Annotated in this window: 13 protein-coding genes; all 13 read right to left on the bottom strand. The window is 63.3% G+C overall.

Annotated features, from left to right (window positions below):
* Positions 1–8: 8 nt before the first annotated feature.
* On the bottom strand, positions 9–1607 hold the full coding sequence (locus tag HMPREF2806_RS05135) for an RsmB/NOP family class I SAM-dependent RNA methyltransferase (protein WP_070516590.1): 1599 nt from the start codon (positions 1605–1607) through the stop codon (positions 9–11).
* Positions 1604–2599 (bottom strand): methionyl-tRNA formyltransferase, encoded by a 996-nt coding sequence (gene fmt, locus HMPREF2806_RS05130; RefSeq protein ID WP_070516588.1) that lies wholly within the window; start codon positions 2597–2599, stop codon positions 1604–1606. Before fmt ends, HMPREF2806_RS05135 begins: the two co-directional genes overlap by 4 nt.
* Before the next feature lie 53 nt (positions 2600–2652).
* Complete coding sequence (gene def, locus HMPREF2806_RS05125; protein WP_070516586.1) at positions 2653–3162, bottom strand: peptide deformylase; 510 nt, start codon at positions 3160–3162, stop codon at positions 2653–2655.
* 127 nt (positions 3163–3289) lie between these two features.
* Entirely contained in the window at positions 3290–5332 is a 2043-nt protein-coding gene (locus HMPREF2806_RS05120) for a primosomal protein N' (RefSeq protein ID WP_049157475.1), read from the bottom strand.
* Between the two features lie 11 nt (positions 5333–5343).
* Positions 5344–6567 carry a methionine adenosyltransferase gene (gene metK, locus HMPREF2806_RS05115; protein ID WP_070516585.1) on the bottom strand — a complete coding sequence of 408 codons (1224 nt, stop codon included), beginning with the start codon at positions 6565–6567 and terminating at the stop codon, positions 5344–5346.
* A gap of 115 nt (positions 6568–6682) precedes the next feature.
* Positions 6683–7951 carry a bifunctional phosphopantothenoylcysteine decarboxylase/phosphopantothenate--cysteine ligase CoaBC gene (gene coaBC, locus HMPREF2806_RS05110; RefSeq protein ID WP_070516583.1) on the bottom strand — a complete coding sequence of 423 codons (1269 nt, stop codon included), beginning with the start codon at positions 7949–7951 and terminating at the stop codon, positions 6683–6685.
* A 151-nt stretch (positions 7952–8102) separates the two neighbouring features.
* Positions 8103–8405 (bottom strand): DNA-directed RNA polymerase subunit omega, encoded by a 303-nt coding sequence (gene rpoZ, locus HMPREF2806_RS05105; protein ID WP_046649090.1) that lies wholly within the window; start codon positions 8403–8405, stop codon positions 8103–8105.
* Between the two features lie 38 nt (positions 8406–8443).
* The gene (gmk, locus tag HMPREF2806_RS05100; protein ID WP_070516581.1) at positions 8444–9013 is read right to left on the bottom strand and encodes a guanylate kinase; all 570 of its coding nucleotides are present in this window, start codon (positions 9011–9013) and stop codon (positions 8444–8446) included.
* 8 nt (positions 9014–9021) lie between these two features.
* On the bottom strand, positions 9022–9342 hold the full coding sequence (mihF, locus tag HMPREF2806_RS05095; RefSeq protein ID WP_010186801.1) for an integration host factor, actinobacterial type: 321 nt from the start codon (positions 9340–9342) through the stop codon (positions 9022–9024).
* 270 nt (positions 9343–9612) lie between these two features.
* The gene (gene pyrF, locus HMPREF2806_RS05090) at positions 9613–10461 is read right to left on the bottom strand and encodes an orotidine-5'-phosphate decarboxylase (RefSeq protein ID WP_070516579.1); all 849 of its coding nucleotides are present in this window, start codon (positions 10459–10461) and stop codon (positions 9613–9615) included.
* Positions 10445–13786 (bottom strand): carbamoyl-phosphate synthase large subunit, encoded by a 3342-nt coding sequence (gene carB, locus HMPREF2806_RS05085; protein WP_070516577.1) that lies wholly within the window; start codon positions 13784–13786, stop codon positions 10445–10447. The genes pyrF and carB overlap by 17 nt, the downstream gene beginning before the upstream one ends.
* Before the next feature lie 30 nt (positions 13787–13816).
* A complete protein-coding gene (gene carA, locus HMPREF2806_RS05080; RefSeq protein WP_070516574.1) occupies positions 13817–14980 on the bottom strand; it encodes a glutamine-hydrolyzing carbamoyl-phosphate synthase small subunit in 1164 nt (387 codons plus the stop codon).
* 115 nt (positions 14981–15095) lie between these two features.
* Positions 15096–16484 carry a dihydroorotase gene (locus HMPREF2806_RS05075; RefSeq protein WP_070516573.1) on the bottom strand — a complete coding sequence of 463 codons (1389 nt, stop codon included), beginning with the start codon at positions 16482–16484 and terminating at the stop codon, positions 15096–15098.
* Between the last annotated feature and the right edge of the window lie 22 nt (positions 16485–16506).

The following is a 16506-nucleotide window of genomic DNA, read 5'->3' as shown; positions in this document are numbered from 1 at the left end:
ACGCGCCGCTAGTCCGCCACTCGGCGGAGGACGGCGAAAAACATCGCGTCGGTGCCGTGACGGTGCGGCCACATCTGGGCAGAGAGCTCGCTGCCGAGATCCCCCATGTCCGGAAGCACGTCGCGCGTATCCAGCTCCTCGACGCGGATCTCTGCCCCAGCGCCATGGCGCTCCACGGCAGCGTCCACGATGCCCCGGGTCTCGCGCAGGTCGGGCGAACAGGTGGAGTACACCACGACGCCACCTGGGCGTACGAGGGCCAACGCGGACTCGAGGAGCTCGGTCTGCAGTGTGTTGAGCTCCGCGATATCGGACTCGGCTTTGCGCCAGCGGGCTTCGGGGCGGCGACGGAGTGCACCGAGGCCGGAACAGGGGGCGTCGACAAGCACCCGGTCGAAGCCTGCGTCGAGCCCCGGCGCACGACCGTCCGCACGGTGCACGCGCACGGGTAGGTCACCCACTGTTTTTTCCACCAAGGTAGCGCGGTGCGGGGAGACTTCTACGGCATCGACCTCCGCCCCCTCAACGCGAGCGATAGCCCCCATCAGGGCGGCCTTGCCACCGGGGCCGGCGCACAGGTCCAACCAGCGTCCGCTGTCCTCGCCAATAAGTTCAGCTTCCGTCACCGCGCGTGCGATGAGCTGGGAGCCTTCGTCTTGCACCGCTGCCAATTTTTGGCGGACAGGCTCGAGGGAGCCCGGGTCACCCTGCTCAAGGTAGACCGCATAGGGGGAATAGCGTCCCTCTTCGCAGCCGGTAATGAGCGCGAGTTCTTCGGCGGATATCTCGCCCGGTCGCGCTACGAGGTGCACGAGGGGCCGCTCAGAGTCCGCCTCGAGTGCGCGCTCCAGCTCCGCTGTTTGCTCGGCGCTGAGCGCGTTATCGTCAGCGGTGTCGAGGAGCCCCAACCCGCGGCCGAAGGAGCGGGCGATCCACTCGGGGTGAGCGTGGCGGAAGGCCAAAGCCGCGACCTCTCCGCTCGGAGCTAGCTTGTCCAGCCACTCTTGCGCAGGTGTGCGGGTGATAGTCCGCATGATGCCGTTGGCAAAGCCCTTGGCTTTCTCGTGGCCGGCCGCCTCCACGAGGCGAACGGTGGTATCGACCGCCGCGTGCGCCTCCACCCGGGTGTAGAGCACCTGGTAGGTTCCCAGTCGCAGGGCCGTGAGCACCTCGGGCGCAATGGCGTCGAGCCCGCGCGACGAGCATTCAGCGATGACCGCATCGAGAACGCCCTCGGTGCGCAGCGTGCCATAGGTCAGTTCCGTGGCAAAGGCGGCGTCGCGGCCGCTGAGCTTGTTCGCGCTCACGGCCTTCGGCAGTGTGAGGTTGGCAAAAGCGTCATCCGCCGCAACCCGCTGCAGTACCTCGAAGGCGACCGCGCGCGGCACGTCGACCCCGCTGCGCCGTGCCGCGGAAATCAGCGACGGGTTCTGGCGATCGTGGTGAGCAGTCTGGCGCTGTCCGCCTCGGCGTCCCTTGTGGTCGCGTCCACTGCGCGAGTTTCCACGTTGTTGGCTGCCCCTTTGCTGCTTTCCCTTCTGTGTGCCCTTCCCTGCGCGCTGCGCCGGGTCACCAGACTTGCTGCGGGACCTAAACCCTCCGGTCATGAGAACTTCACCTCGTCTGTGCCATCCGTGCCGCGAGAGCCTTGGCTAGCAAGACCTCGGCCCCAATCAGCGGCGTTCATCATCTTCTTACCGGACGGTTGAATCTTGCCCAAACGTACCGGGGAGCTACCGGTGCCGACCATGACCGAATTCTTGGCCACGTGCACTTCTCCTGGCTGGAGTGCGCGCACTGTGCCAGCCTCTGGCAGCGCCTCGAGTTCGGCGGGTGCCACGCTGCTTACAGGCCCTACCTTCAGCCGGGATTCCCCCATTAAGGTCCAGGCGCCCGGCCCCGGGGTATGGGCGCGGATGTGGCGATCGATGACGTCAGCAGCCAGGGTCCAGTCAATGCGGGCGTCGTCGGTTGCGATCTTGTGCGCATAGGTGGCCTCTCCTTCCTGCGGCTGCGGCGTAATGCTGCCATCCTCCAGGCCATTCATGGTCTGAACAAGGAGATCACCACCTGCATACGCCAGTCGCGTGAGCAGGTCATCAGCGGTATCGGTGGGCAGGATTGTTTCCTCGATGGTGGCCAGGATGTCCCCGGTATCCAGGCCCTGATCGATGCGGAAGGTCGTGGCGCCAGTGCGCTCATCACCGGCCGCAATGGCGGCCTGGACCGGTGCGGCGCCGCGCCACGCTGGAAGCAGGGAGAAGTGCAGGTTGACCCAGCCGTGCGTTGGGAGGCCCAGCAGATCCTCGGTAATCAGGTTTCCGTAGGCCACCACCGGAATAACCTCCGGAGCAATCTCCGCCAACCGCGCGCGCAGAGCATCGCCGTCCTCGGTGCCTGGCTTGAGCGTGGATGGCGTGAGAACCTCGATTCCATGTTCCTGGGCCAGCGCCTTCACCGGGCTGGGGTGCAGGGTGCGCCCGCGGCCGCGGCGTGCATCAGGACGGGTGATGACAGCGGCTATCTCGTGGTGTGAGGCAATGAGCTTCTCCAAAGCCACGACGGCGGGCTCGGGGGTTCCGGCGAAAACGATGCGCACAGTGGGTGCATGCCTTTCTCTCGTGAGGTTGATTGTTTATTAAAGTCTGACGCCTATGCGTTGAACCACTCCGACTGGCGGATGATCTTCATGGATTCCTTTCGCAACTCATCGCTCAGACGCTTGAGGAACAAGATACCGTCGAGGTGATCCGTTTCGTGTTGGATGCAGCGTGCCATCAGTCCGGACGCGAGCATAGACACCGGGCGGCCTTGGGGATCGAAGCCTGTAAGGCGTACGGTATTGAACCTTTCGGTGGGCTGGGAAATACCGGGGATGGACAGGCAGCCCTCTGGTCCCAGCTGAGTGTCTTCTCCCACTGCTTCCCACTCGGGGTTGATGATGGCACCGCGCAGGCCGTGCTGATAGTGAGAGCAGTCAAAAACGAAGATGCGCTTGGTCACGCCGATCTGGTTAGCCGCTAGGCCCACTCCCCCGGCGTCTTCCATGGTCTCCAGCATGTCCTGAGCTAGACGCTCGAGCGATGGCCCGAATTCGGTGACCTCCTCAGCCCGGGTGCTCAGGACGGGATCGCCATAGAGGCGAACCTCGCGCACGGTCATAATATGAACTCCTCGTGGTTTGCGGTCTTTCACGGTAAGCAGGAATTGCCATCCGTAGTGCTCCTGCACCGAGAATAGTTCACAGTAAGCAGTGCGTGCCCTCCAGGGGTGGGGTCGGCTGCTCTGTCTATCCGATGTTGATCGGGTCCACGGCGATGCGCAGAGGCAACACGTCCTTGCGTGCGCTGCGCAGCGAATTGGCCGTTCGCAGCGCCTGCCCAAGCTCCGAGCGCGGCCCCAATGGCGTGCGGATCAGCAGGCGCTGGGGCTCGCCGCCACGTTCGTGGTCATATTCGCCCGGCAAGCTCACCCCGGGCGGTAGCGGGACCGGGCCAAGAAGCTCCGCGTGCTCCGGTAGTTCTGCCAGCTCCAGGAAAGCGTCGAGCGAGGCATCGGCACCGTCGACGGCCGCCATGTGCACCGCGGGCGGGAAGCGTACCTCGCGGCGTGCCTGCAACTCGGCCGCCGCAGCTCCCACCATGTCCCACCGGCTAAAGAAGCCCACGAGCGGGAGCTGCTCATCTGCTGCCACGATCACCGCTCCGCCCTGAGCAGCCGGGGCCACGAGGGTGGCTGCGGCGGCCCATGTGGTCAAGGTATCCTCCGTTGCTCGGAGATCCTGACGGCCCAGCAACGCCCCGGTTTCCACCAGGAGCGCAGCACCATAGTGCCCTCCCTCGGCAACGCGTGGCTCCGCGCCAGGCGTGGCAATCACCAGCGCGGGGCCGGCAGGGACCTCGTCGACGACTGTGGAGCCACCTGATTGGATAACGCGCGTGTTGGGAAAGGCGCGCCCCATCTCCTCGGCGGTGCGCTCGGAGCCCAGCACAATGGCCCGCAGCCGTGGGGAACCACACTCGGAACAGCGGTAATGGGCGTCGACACGCCCGCACCAGCGACACGTGGGAAGCGCGGCGGAATCCTGCGCCCCATCCGCCGCGCCACGGACAGAGGGCAAACCTAGTGGCCCGTTGCAGTGTCGACACCGTGCCGGGGACGAACACTGCCCACAAGCCAGAATTGGGGCGTAGCCCTTGCGCGGGACTTGGACAAGGACGGGTTCACCGCGGTCGAGCGCCGCCCGAGTGGCTTGAAAAGCTGGGCCGCTGACCGACGTCGTCCCGCCCTGCATGTGCCGCGCCAGATTGATACCGAACGCACCCACCGCAACAATATCGGGGCGCGCCGCTTCCAGGGCTTCCGGAGTTGGGAGAAGATCGTGTGCCCATCCCGACTCAACGAGCAGCTGCGCTTCGGCCGTGCGCGCGTGGCCAGCAAGGATAAGGCTGCATTCTTCCTGCGCGGAGCGCGTGCTCAATACCTCTCGCGTGTGGACGTAGGGCTTGAGGTTATCCACCAGGCTATCGTCACCGTCATTGAGGACAACGGCCAGCTTCAGGTTCTTTACTGGGGCGAAGGCCGCGGAGCGCGTGCCGATAACGATGCGTGCCTGCCCCGTCAGTGCGGACAGATAGCGGCGGTAGCGAGCCTGCGGGCCAGTACTGTGCGCGAGCACCGTGATCTGCTTGGCGGAGAGGTGGCGACGAAACGCCGCTTCCAACAGGTCAAGGTCACGCTGATCCGGCACAACCATGAGCACCCCGCCGCCTTGCAGCGCCACGCTAGCGCCCAAGGCCGCAAGCGCGCCAGCCCAATCTGACCCCGGTGCGATCTGCCACGCTGCCCGCGCAATGTTCCCCGTCAGCACCGAATCCACGAAAGACTCGCCATGCTGGTAGCTCGACCACGCAGAGAGATCCGGGTGCTCTGCCGTGCCGAGCTCTTCCCAGGGAGTGGTGATATCCGCTTCTTCGGCCTTGGCATGGCGCGCCGGGATGGCGGTGCGGATGATATCGGAGCGCACGCCGCCGTAGCGGGCTGCAAGGGATTCGATGAGCGCCGCCATGGTCGGTGTGTACACCGCATAGGGGGAAATGACGCGTTCGATATAGCGGAGCGAACCGGAAAAATCAGAGTCGCTGCTGCGCGAGAGCAAGATGGCGTCAACCAACCTGCCGTTGAAGCGAATACGCACCCGGACGCCCGGTTGCGCGGCGTCGGAATCCGCCTCCTCAATGAGGTAATCGAAGCCGCGGTCGAGGTGCGCTACCCCTAGCAAGGGCAACACCCGCGCGACCGGTTGCTGGGCGGCGGGTGTCTTCTTGGGCATAGCGCCCGATTCTACAGGCCGGCGGCACGGCGCAGGTCGACGGCCCGCGAGGTGTCCTCCCACGGAAGGTCAACATCGGTGCGACCGAAGTGACCGTAGGCCGCGGTTTGGCGATAGATCGGGCGCTGGAGGTCGAGCTCGCGAATGATGGCGGCCGGGCGCAGATCGAAGACCTTGTCCACTGCGGCCTGGATGTCGGCGTCGCTCAGCCCGCCGTGCGCAGTACCGAAGGTCTCGACGTAGAGGCCAACTGGCTTGGCGCGGCCGATGGCATACGCCACCTGTACCTCGGCGCGGTCGGCAAGCTCGGCGGCCACAATGTTCTTGGCCACCCAGCGCATGGCGTAGGCAGCGGAGCGGTCCACCTTGCTCGGATCCTTACCGGAGAAGGCACCGCCGCCGTGGCGGGCCATGCCACCATAGGTATCCACGATGATCTTGCGGCCGGTCAACCCGGCATCACCCATGGGTCCGCCGAGGATGAAGGAGCCAGAAGGATTGATGAGCAGCTCGGTGTCCTCGGTGTAGTACTTGCCCAAGTCGGCGTCGTTGACGACCCATTCGACGACGTGCGTGCGCAGCTGCTCGGCCAACCACTCCTGGGTGACGTCCGGATCGTGCTGGGTAGAGATGACGATCGTCTCCAGCCGCGTGGGTACATCATTCTCGTCGTAGGCGTAGGTGACCTGGGTCTTGCCATCGGGGCGTAGGGAAGGCACGATGCCCTCCTTGCGCACCTGGGTGAGACGGCGCGATAGATGGTGCGCCGTGGAAATCGGCAAAGGCATAAACTCCGGGGTCTCATTGGTGGCATAGCCAAACATGAGGCCCTGGTCACCCGCACCGTACTGGTCATCGTCTTCGAAGGTGCCGGAACGAACCTCGGTGGAGGCATCCACGCCAGCCCCGATCTCCTGGGACTGCTCACCGATGGCGACGTTGACGCCACAGGTATGGCCGTCGAAACCAACATCGGAGGAGGTAAAGCCAATCTCCACGAGGGTCTTGCGAACGATCTGGGGGATCTCTACATAACCAGTGGTGCGCACCTCGCCGACGACGTGCACCTGCCCCGTAGTCACGAGGGTTTCTACGGCGACGTGGGCGTTGGGGTCTTCTTCGAGGAGGGCGTCAAGAATGGCGTCCGAGATCGCGTCACAAATTTTATCCGGGTGGCCTTCAGTTACGGATTCGCTGGTAAAGAGGCGTACCGCCTGTGCAGCTTTGTCAGTCACAAGTTTTCCTTAAGCTAGTTCTGCGCGTCGTGGGTGGGACAGCGCCTTGCCCACGCCTCGGCTGATAACACCGCCCCATCGTAGACCAAGCGGTCTACAGCTGCAAGAACGACCACTACTTTTTCAGGATTTCATTCACAGCTTCAAGTATCTGCGCGGCCACGACCTGTTTCGAGCCAGGCTCAACCACCACTGGCTCGGCATCACGCCGCAGGATCCACCCAGCGCTCGTGGGCTGGCCAAAGACCTTTCCCTCCCCGACCTCATTGGCCATGAGTACATCGCAGCCCTTCTTTGCGAACTTCCGCTGGGCGTACTCCAGGACAGTCGTCGTCTCATCACCGGTTTCTGCGGCGAAGCCGACGATGATGGCATCGGGGTTGAGGGAGCCACTGTCGCGACGCTCGACGAGGCCCTTGAGGATATCCGGATTTTCCACCAGTTCCAGATGCGCCAAATCAGCGTCCGCGGTACCCTTCTTCATCTTTGAATCAGCCACGGAGGCTGGGCGATAGTCCGCAACGGCCGCGGCCATGATGACGATGTCCGCGTCGGCGGACTCTGTATTCATTGCCTCCTGCATATCGCGGGTTGAGGTCACCCGCACGACCGTGGCACCGGAGGGAACCGGAAGCGCCTCCGTATTACCGGCAACGATGGTGACATCGGCACCCCGCTGTGCGGCAATCTCAGCCAACGCAAAGCCTTGTCGTCCGGACGAGCGGTTGCCAAGGTAGCGCACTGGGTCAAGGTTCTCTTGCGTGCCGCCAGCGGAGATCACGACCTTCCGGCCCTGCCAATCATGGTCCACGCGGTGGCCGGCAATGATGGTGCGAGCAAATTCCGCAATCTGCTCCGGATCCGGCAACCGGCCTGCGCCCGTATCGGTACCGGTCAAGCGGCCGTGGGCGGGCTCCATGACAGTAACTCCGCGACGGCGCAGCGTAGCCACGTTGTCTTGGGTTGCCGGGTTAAGCCACATCTCCGTGTGCATCGCTGGGGCGATAATCACCGGACACGTCGCAACAAGGACGGATGCGCTGAGAAGATCGTCGGCGCGACCACCAGCCAAACGCGCGATCAGGTCCGCGGTTGCCGGGGCAATAACGATGGCATCCGCTTGCTGGCCTAGGGAGACGTGCTGGACTTCATCCACCGCATCAAAGACCGTGGTCGACACCGGATGCCCCGACAAGGCCTCAAAGGTCGCTGCCCCAACGAAGTTCAGCGCAGCCTCGGTAGGAATCACGCGAACATCATCGCCATGCTCAGTGAAATCGCGGATAAGATGGCACGCCTTGTAGGCGGCAATTCCTCCCGCCACTCCGATGAGGATGCGCCGCCGTTGAGCCGACCCCGCCCCTGCGGACTCTGGATGATTCACGGCGCTACTTTCTTGAGCTTCTTGGAAATGCTGTACGTCCTTCACTCGGACGATGTTACCCAAGACGCACTGAACCCACCCAGTATCTTGGCAGACACGTGGGTGGGTTCAGTTCAGAATGTGCTGTAGGCAGCTACCGGCACGGAAAAGCTTAGTTGCCTTCCTCGTGGTCCAGCAGGCCGGCTTCGATTTCGCGCAAAGCGATGGACAGCGGCTTCTCCCCCGGTTCCGGGGTCACCAGCGGTCCGACAAACTCGAAGACGCCTTCATCCTGTTCTTGGTAGTAGCTGTTGATCTGGCGTGCGCGCTTAGCGGCAAAGATCACCAGAGCGTACTTGGACGAGACCTTGCCCAGCAGCTCATCGATCGGCGGATCGGTAATGCCCGTCGGCGGATCGAATACTGGTTCCGGCTTAACGGCCTCAGAATTAGCAGGTGTGGTCACGTTGGTCACATGCACCTTTACTGTTGGTAGATGGTCAAAATCGTGGTCTATCCACGCAGGATAGCACTAATAGCAGCAACGGCCTCATCGAGATCTTCATTGACAACGATGTGGTCGAACTCCTTTTGCGCGGCAAGCTCCGACTCAGCGGTCTGCAACCTGCGATCGATGACATCCTGCGGTTCGGTCCCACGCCCTGTCAGGCGCTCGACCAAAACTTCCCAAGATGGTGGGGCGAGAAACACGGTTTCCGCCTCCGGCATCGCCGCCTTCACGTTGCGGGCGCCTGCAAGATCAACCTCTACCAACACCGGGCGTCCAGCCGTCATCGCTTCTTGGACCGGCTGAGCGGGCGTCCCGGAACGCTGCAAACCGCCGTGGATCTCTGCCCATTCGAGCATGTCACCGGCGTCGATATGCTGTTGGAAGGTCTCTGGGGAGACGAAGAAGTAGTCCACCCCATCAGTCTCTCCGGGACGGGGTTGGCGCGTCGTCATGGAGACGCTGAAGTAGAGGTTGTCGACATCGTCGCGCAGGCGCGAAACCACAGTGGACTTACCCACAGCAGACGGCCCGGCCAGAACGACCAGGCGCCCGCGTGCAGTTTCGTCAGCCATTGCGCTAATTACTCGCCGTAGCCGAAACGCTCGAGAAGGGCGCGACGCTGACGGTCACCCAGGCCACGCAGACGGCGGGTCTGAGCAATCTCCAGGTCCTCCATGATTTCCTTAGCCTTGACCTTGCCAACCTTCGGCAGGGCCTCGAGGAGAGCGGAGACCTTGGTCTTGCCGATGATCTCATCGGTCTCGGCCTTCTCTAGAACTTCCTGCAGGTTGGTCTCGCCGCGCTTCAGCGCAGCCTTGAGCTCAGCGCGAGCCTTGCGGGCCTCAGCGGCCTTTGCGAGAGCTTCTTTGCGCTGCTCATCTGTCAACTTGGGAAGGGCCACGGGTTTCCTCCGATTTCATTAGTTCGAACATTGTCATCTGATGGCTAGCACCAGAATCTCGGCTCACGGTGGGAAGGTTTCCCCAGCGCGGGATAGCTTTTGCTACCTCCACGAACCGACTTCTGGCAATCCTAGCACTGGTCTGTACGCGATGACGTAACGCGGCCCCCTTCTTTTAAAGGTTCCCGCACGTCAACGCACATGCCTTAAACAAAATACCAGGTAAACGGCGCGCCCGTTAATCCAGCACGCCGCTACCTGGTCTGATTATTAGTCCCGGAACTCCGCCGCCGCATCCACTACGGCTTTCCGCAGGTCAGAGACATTCGGCCCCTGCGAAAGAATGGCCCGGGAAACGTTGGCAAAGCCGAGCTCGGGCGCCGCTGCGGTGAGTTCCCTTACATCGGCGGGCGTGGCGCCCTGGGCGCCCACACCCGGCAGCAGCACCGGACCGTTTAATTGGTCTAGTGCAGGCGGAGCCTCCAATGTCGCGCCAACGACAACACCAAGGGCACCCACGGTGGTGTTTGGCCCAGCCGCGGACGCATTGCGCTGTGCAAGCTCATCGACGACGCGCTGTGCCACGCTGCGGCCGTCGACGCTCAACGACTGCAACGCCACGGCCTCCGGGTTGGAGGTCGCCGCAAGGACAAAGACCCCGCGTCCAGTATGCTCCGCTAGGTCGAAGACTGGGCTCAAAGCGCCCACACCAAGGTAGGGCGAGACCGTCACAGCATCGGAACGCAGCGGCGAGTCCTCCCCCAGCCAGGCTTGCGCGTAGCCCGCCATGGTGGAACCGATGTCTCCGCGCTTCGCGTCCGCTAAGCTCAGACAGCCCTGCTCGCGGAGCCCCGCGAGGGCCTCCTCAAGAACTGCGAAGCCGCGCGAACCGAAACGCTCAAAGAAGGCCACCTGTGGCTTCACCACTGCGGCAGTCTCAGCGAAGGCCTCTACACAGCGCAGGGTAAACGTGCGCAGACCATCCACATCAACCGACAGGCCCCAGTCCTCCAGCAGATGCGGGTGCGGGTCGATGCCTACGCACAGGCGCCCGCGCTCCGCACCGGCTGCTACGAGGCGCTCACCGAAAGACGGCGTCTTCCTAGTTTGCTGGGTCATGCTCAAGCTCCTGCAGCGCGCGCACCTTGAGATCCCCGCGACGCAGAGCCTCAATGCCCTGCACGGCGGCGGTCACGCCCTGGACGGTGGTCACCAACGGAATACCCACGGATACGGCAGCAGCGCGGATGTCATAGCCGTCGTGGCGGGCACCGGCGGAGCCTGCCGGGGTGTTAAGGATGAGATCTACCTTTCCAGCGAGAATCTGATCCACGATGGACTCCTCGCCCTCCGTGGCCTCCGAAACCTTCCGGGCGACCTCGCACTCGACGCCATTGCGGCGCAGCATCTGCGCGGTTCCAGCGGTAGCTACAATGGTGTAGCCCATGTAGGCCAGGCGCTGAATCGGGAAGATAAGCGTGCGCTTATCGCGGTTGGCTACGGAGACAAACACGGTGCCTTCGGTGGGCAGCTCGCCGAAGGCGGCCATCTCACCCTTGGCATAGGCGGCACCGAAGTTATCAGCCAAGCCCATCACCTCACCGGTGGACTTCATCTCCGGAGACAACAAGGTATCCAGTAGCTGGCCATCGGGGCGACGGAAGCGGTTGAACGGCAGCACGGCCTCCTTGACCGCAATCGGGTGCTCCAGCGGCAGGGAACCACCGTCGTAAGTAGACGGGATGATGCCCTCCTCGCGCAGCTCGGCGATGGATGCACCCAGCATGACGCGCGCGGCGGCCTTGGCCAGCGGAACGCCGGTGGCCTTGGAGACGAAAGGCACGGTGCGGGAGGCACGCGGGTTGGCCTCGATGACGTAGAGAGTGTCATCCTTCAGGGCGTACTGAACGTTCATCAGGCCCTTAACACCAATGCCATGCGCTAGACGACGCGTTGACTCCCGCACCTTCTCAATATCCTCTGGGCCCAACGTCATCGGCGGCAACGCACAGGAGGAGTCACCGGAGTGAATACCGGCCTCCTCGATGTGCTCCATCACGCCGCCGAGGTAGACTTCCTCGCCGTCGCACAGCGCGTCGACGTCAATCTCGATGGCGTTATCCAGGAAGCGGTCAACCAAGACCGGGTGATCCGAGGTGATCTCGGTAGCGCGCTCAATGTAATCGCGCAGCGAATCTTCGTCGTAGACGATCTCCATGCCGCGGCCTCCCAGCACGTAGGACGGGCGGACCAGTACCGGGTAGCCGATCTTCGCGGCAACCTGGCGTGCCTCCTCGAAGGAGGTCGCGGTGCCGAAGGCCGGTGCGGGAAGCTCGGCTTCAGCAAGCACCTTGCCGAACTCACCGCGGTCCTCCGCCAAGTCGATGGCAGCGGCAGAAGTACCCACGACCGGAACGCCGGCAGCAGTCAGGCGCTCAGCCAGGCCCAACGGGGTTTGACCACCCAGCTGGACGATGACTCCGGCAACCTCACCGCACGCGGCCTCCGCGTGGTAGACCTCCATGACGTCCTCGAAAGTCAGCGGCTCGAAGTAGAGGCGGTCGGCGGTGTCATAGTCGGTCGACACCGTCTCCGGGTTGCAGTTAACCATGACCGTCTCGTAGCCCTCACGGGAGAGCTCCAAGGCGGCGTGCACGCAGGAGTAATCAAACTCGATGCCCTGGCCAATACGGTTCGGGCCGGAGCCCAAGATGATGACCTTGCCCTTGGTCTTCTCGCTGCTCTCGCGCACCTCAGACTCAGCGTTCGGGTCCATTTCATAAGCGCTGTAGTGGTACGGGGTCTGGGCTTCAAACTCACCCGCACAAGTATCAACGGTCTTGTACACCGGGCGAATGCCCAAAGACCAGCGCAGGGAGCGCACGCCATCCTCACCGGCGAACTCTGGGCGAAGAGCCGCGATCTGGGCGTCGGACAGGCCAAAGACCTTAGCGCGGCGCAGCAGCTCGGCGTCGAGCACCGGAGCGCCCACGAGCTCCTCGCGGAACTCAACAAGCGCTTCAAGCTCGGCGAGGAACCACGGGTCGATGTGCGAATGCTCGTGCAACTGTTCCACCGTGGCACCGAGGCGCAGGGCCAGCTCGACGTCGTACATGCGGCCCTCTGTCGGGCGCTCCAGGTCCTTGAGAACGGCCTCGAGATCCGTAGCGCGCTCCCCGGCCAAGTACTCATCTGGCTGGGTCCAGAAACCTGCGGGCTTGGACTCCAGGGAACGCATGACCTTATTCAGGCCGGAAATGTAGTTGCGGCCGATACCCATGGCCTCGCCCACAGACTTCATGGTGGTGGTCAGGGTGTCATCGGCGCCCGGGAACTTCTCAAAGGCAAAGCGCGGAGCCTTGACGATGACATAGTCCAGAGTCGGCTCGAATGCAGCCGGGGTCACACCGGTGATGTCGTTGCGTACCTCATCCAAAGTGTAGCCAATGGCCAGCTTGGCGGCCAGCTTGGCAATCGGGAAACCGGTGGCCTTGGAGGCCAGCGCCGAGGAGCGGGACACGCGCGGGTTCATCTCAATGGTGATGATGCGGCCGTCATCCGGGTTCACTGCGAACTGGATGTTGCACCCGCCGGTGTCGACGCCCACCTCGCGAATGATGGCGATACCCTGGTCGCGCATCTTCTGGTACTCGCGATCCGTCAGAGTCAGGGCCGGCGCCACGGTGACGGAGTCACCGGTGTGGACGCCGAGGGCATCGACGTTCTCGATGGACGCGATGACCACCACGTTATCGTCGCCGTCACGCATGAGCTCGAGCTCGAACTCCTTCCAGCCCAGGATGGACTCCTCGATGAGGACGTTCGCCTCTGGGGATGCAGCCAAGCCGCCGCCGGCAATGCGCTCAAGGTCCTCCTCGTTGAAGGCCAGGCCCGAACCGAGGCCGCCCATGGTAAACGACGGGCGAACGACAACCGGCAGGCCGAGCTCGGCGACAGTCTCGTGGACCTCCTCCATCGTGTGGCAGACGCGGGAGCGCGCGGATTCGCCGCCGATGGAGGCGACAATATCCTTGAACTTCTGGCGGTCCTCGCCGCGCTCAATCGCATCGATATCGGCACCGATGAGCTCGATATCGTACTTCTTCAGGATACCCAGGCGGTCCAGCTGCACCGCGGCGTTCAGAGCGGTCTGGCCGCCCAGGGTTGCCAGCACGGCGTCGATGGGGTTGCCCTCTTCCTTTTCCTTCTGGAAGATCTTCTCAATGAACTCGGGCTCGATGGGCTCCACATAGGTGTGGTCGGCGAACTCCGGGTCCGTCATGATCGTTGCCGGGTTGGAGTTGACCAGCGTAACGCGCAGGCCTTCCTCCTTGAGCACGCGGCAGGCCTGGGTACCGGAGTAGTCGAACTCGCAGGCCTGGCCAATAACAATCGGACCGGAGCCGATAACCAGGACGTGATTGATGTCGTTGCGCTTTGGCATGTGTTTCTTCTTCCTTTTCCTGGTTGCGTTCTACTTGTTCGGGGACTTTTCAGTCATGAGCTCGATGAACTGATCAAAGAGCGGGTTAGCATCGTGCGGGCCAGCCGCGGACTCAGGGTGGTACTGCACGGAGTACGCCATGCCATCCTTGAGCGCAACACCTTCAATGGTGTTGTCGTTGAGGCAGGTGTGAGACACCACTGCCGGGCCGAAGTCGGTCTCGAATTCCTCACCGGCCGGGTCTTCCTTGCCCGAGGGGCTGGCCAGGGCGAAGCCGTGGTTCTGAGAGGTGATGTCGATCTTTCCGGTCAGTTGGTTGCGCACCGGCACGTTGATGCCGCGGTGGCCGAACTTCAGCTTGTAGGTATCCATGCCCAGCGCACGGCCGAGGATTTGATTGCCGAAGCAGATACCGAAGAACGGGTACTTGGCGGCGAGGATGTCTCGGACAATGCCAACCATGGTGTCCGCAGTAGCCGGGTCGCCCGGGCCGTTGGAGACAAACACACCATCCGGCTTGTACTGCTTAATCTCCTCGAACGGGGTGTTGGCGGGAACCACGATGGTCTCGATGCCGCGCTCGGCGAAGTTCTTCGGTGTGGCGGTCTTGACTCCCATGTCGTAGGCCACGACGGTGAAGCGCTTCTCCCCTACGGCCGGGAAGGTATAAACCTCATCAGTCGAGACCTCTGCCGACAGGTCGAGTCCGGCCATGGAGGGCTGGTTCTTCACCTCAGCGATGAGCTCCTCGACGTCCCGCTCAGCATCGGCACCGGAGAAGATACCGGCCTTGATGGAGCCGTGGTTGCGCAGGTGGCGCACCAGGGTGCGGGTATCGATGCCGCTGACACCGATGATGCCCTGCTTTTCCATCTCCTCCGGCAGTGAGCGCTCGGCGCGCCAGTTGGAGACGCGGCGGGCAAGGTCGCGGATGACCAGACCGGCAACCCAGATCTTGTCGCCGTGGGACTCATTGTCCTCATCATTCCAGCCTGTATTACCAATCTGCGGCGCGGAGGCCACGACGATCTGGCGGTGGTACGACGGATCCGTCATGGTCTCCTGGTAGCCCGTCATGGCGGTGGTAAAGACGGCCTCGCCCAGGGTCGTACCCGTGGCGCCAAAGCCAAAGCCACGGAAGGTGCGGCCATCAGCGAGGACCAGGATGGCGGGGGTGGTGGTAGTGGAAGTCACTGTGTGTTGAACCTTTCAGTGAATTTTCTCGGTGAAGGGTGATTGTGTTGGGGACGTGCGTTGGTGTGCGTTGACTACTTAAGTGGTGAGCAACTCTGATTGTCGATTATCCCGATTACTCGGCCGCCTCGCTGCCGCTTTCAGCCGCTAGGTCGTAGGTCACCGCACCGCGCAGGATGGTGTAGGCCACGCGTGCGCCGAATTCCTCCCCCTCGTATGGGTTGTTCTCCGACTTCGATGCCAGGCGCGTGGAATCGGATACCCACTGGTGCTCCGGATCAACGATGGTGAGGTTCGCTGGCTCTCCCACGGCAATCGGGCGGCCATGGCCAGGCAGGCGGGTGATCTCTGCCGGGCGTTCCGACATGACGCGGGCAACGAAGCGCCAGTCGGCCAGACCGGTGGCGACGAAAAGCTTGGCGATGACCGCCAGGGAGGACTCCAGCCCCAGCATGCCCGGCTTGGCGTGCTCGAACTCGACGCACTTGTCTTCGCTGCCGTGCGGGGCGTGGTCGGTCGCCACGACGTCGATAAGCCCGTCGAGCAATGCCTGGCGCAGGGCCAGGGTGTCAGATTCCTCGCGCAACGGCGGGTTGACGCGGTAGACGCCGTCGTAGGTCACCAGCTTGTCATCGGTCAACAGCAGGTGGTGCGGGGTCACCTCGGCGGTCAGCGGGATGCCTTGTTCCTTGGCCCACTTAAGAAGCTCCACGGTGCCCTTCGTCGAAGCGTGGCAGATGTGCATGCGGTTGCCGTAGTCACGCGCGAGCAGTGCATCGCGGGCGACGATGGATTCCTCGGCGACGCGCGGCCAGCCGCGCAGGCCGAGGCGGGCGGCGACCTCACCCTCGTGGGCGCTAGCGCCTTCGGTCATGCGGTGATCTTCTGCGTGCTGAGCCAGCAGAACGTCAAGGCCCTTCGCGTACTCCAAGGCACGGCGCATGAGCTGCGGGTCCTGGACGCACTTGCCGTCGTCAGAGAACATGCGCACCTTGGCATCCGAGCGGGCCATCATGCCAAACTCGGTCAGAGTCTTGCCCTCGAGGCCCTTCGTGATGGAGCCAACCGGGTGGACATCGCACAGGCCGCGTGCCTGGCCCTTGGCCCAGACGGACTCGGCGATGATCGGCTGATCCGTCACCGGTGACGTGTTAGCCATGGTGAACACTGCGGTAAAGCCGCCCTTGGCGGCAGCGCGCGAGCCGGTTTCGATGGTCTCGGTGTCCTCGCGGCCCGGCTCACGCAGGTGAACGTGCATGTCCACCAGCCCTGGCAGCAGCACGTTGCCGCCACCATCAATAGTGCGGTCCGCCTTGACCGCCGGGGTCACGCCCCCGGCGTCCCTGGCGTCACCGGCGTCAGCGGCAGCACCGATGGCTTCGATGACGCCATCCTTGATCAGGATGCTGGTGGGCTCACCCTCGCCATAGGGGCGAACGTTGGTGATGAGCAGAGTGCCGGCCGCGGGAGCAGAGAGCACGCCGGTGTCTGGATAAGTAGTCATGGATTCTTCAGCTCTCCTCGTT

Source organism: Corynebacterium sp. HMSC076G08 (assembly GCF_001811515.1).
Classification (GTDB): Bacteria; Actinomycetota; Actinomycetes; order Mycobacteriales; family Mycobacteriaceae; genus Corynebacterium; species Corynebacterium hiratae.
Note: the sequence above shows the minus strand (reverse complement) of the source record. Positions and strands in the feature narration are given on the sequence as shown.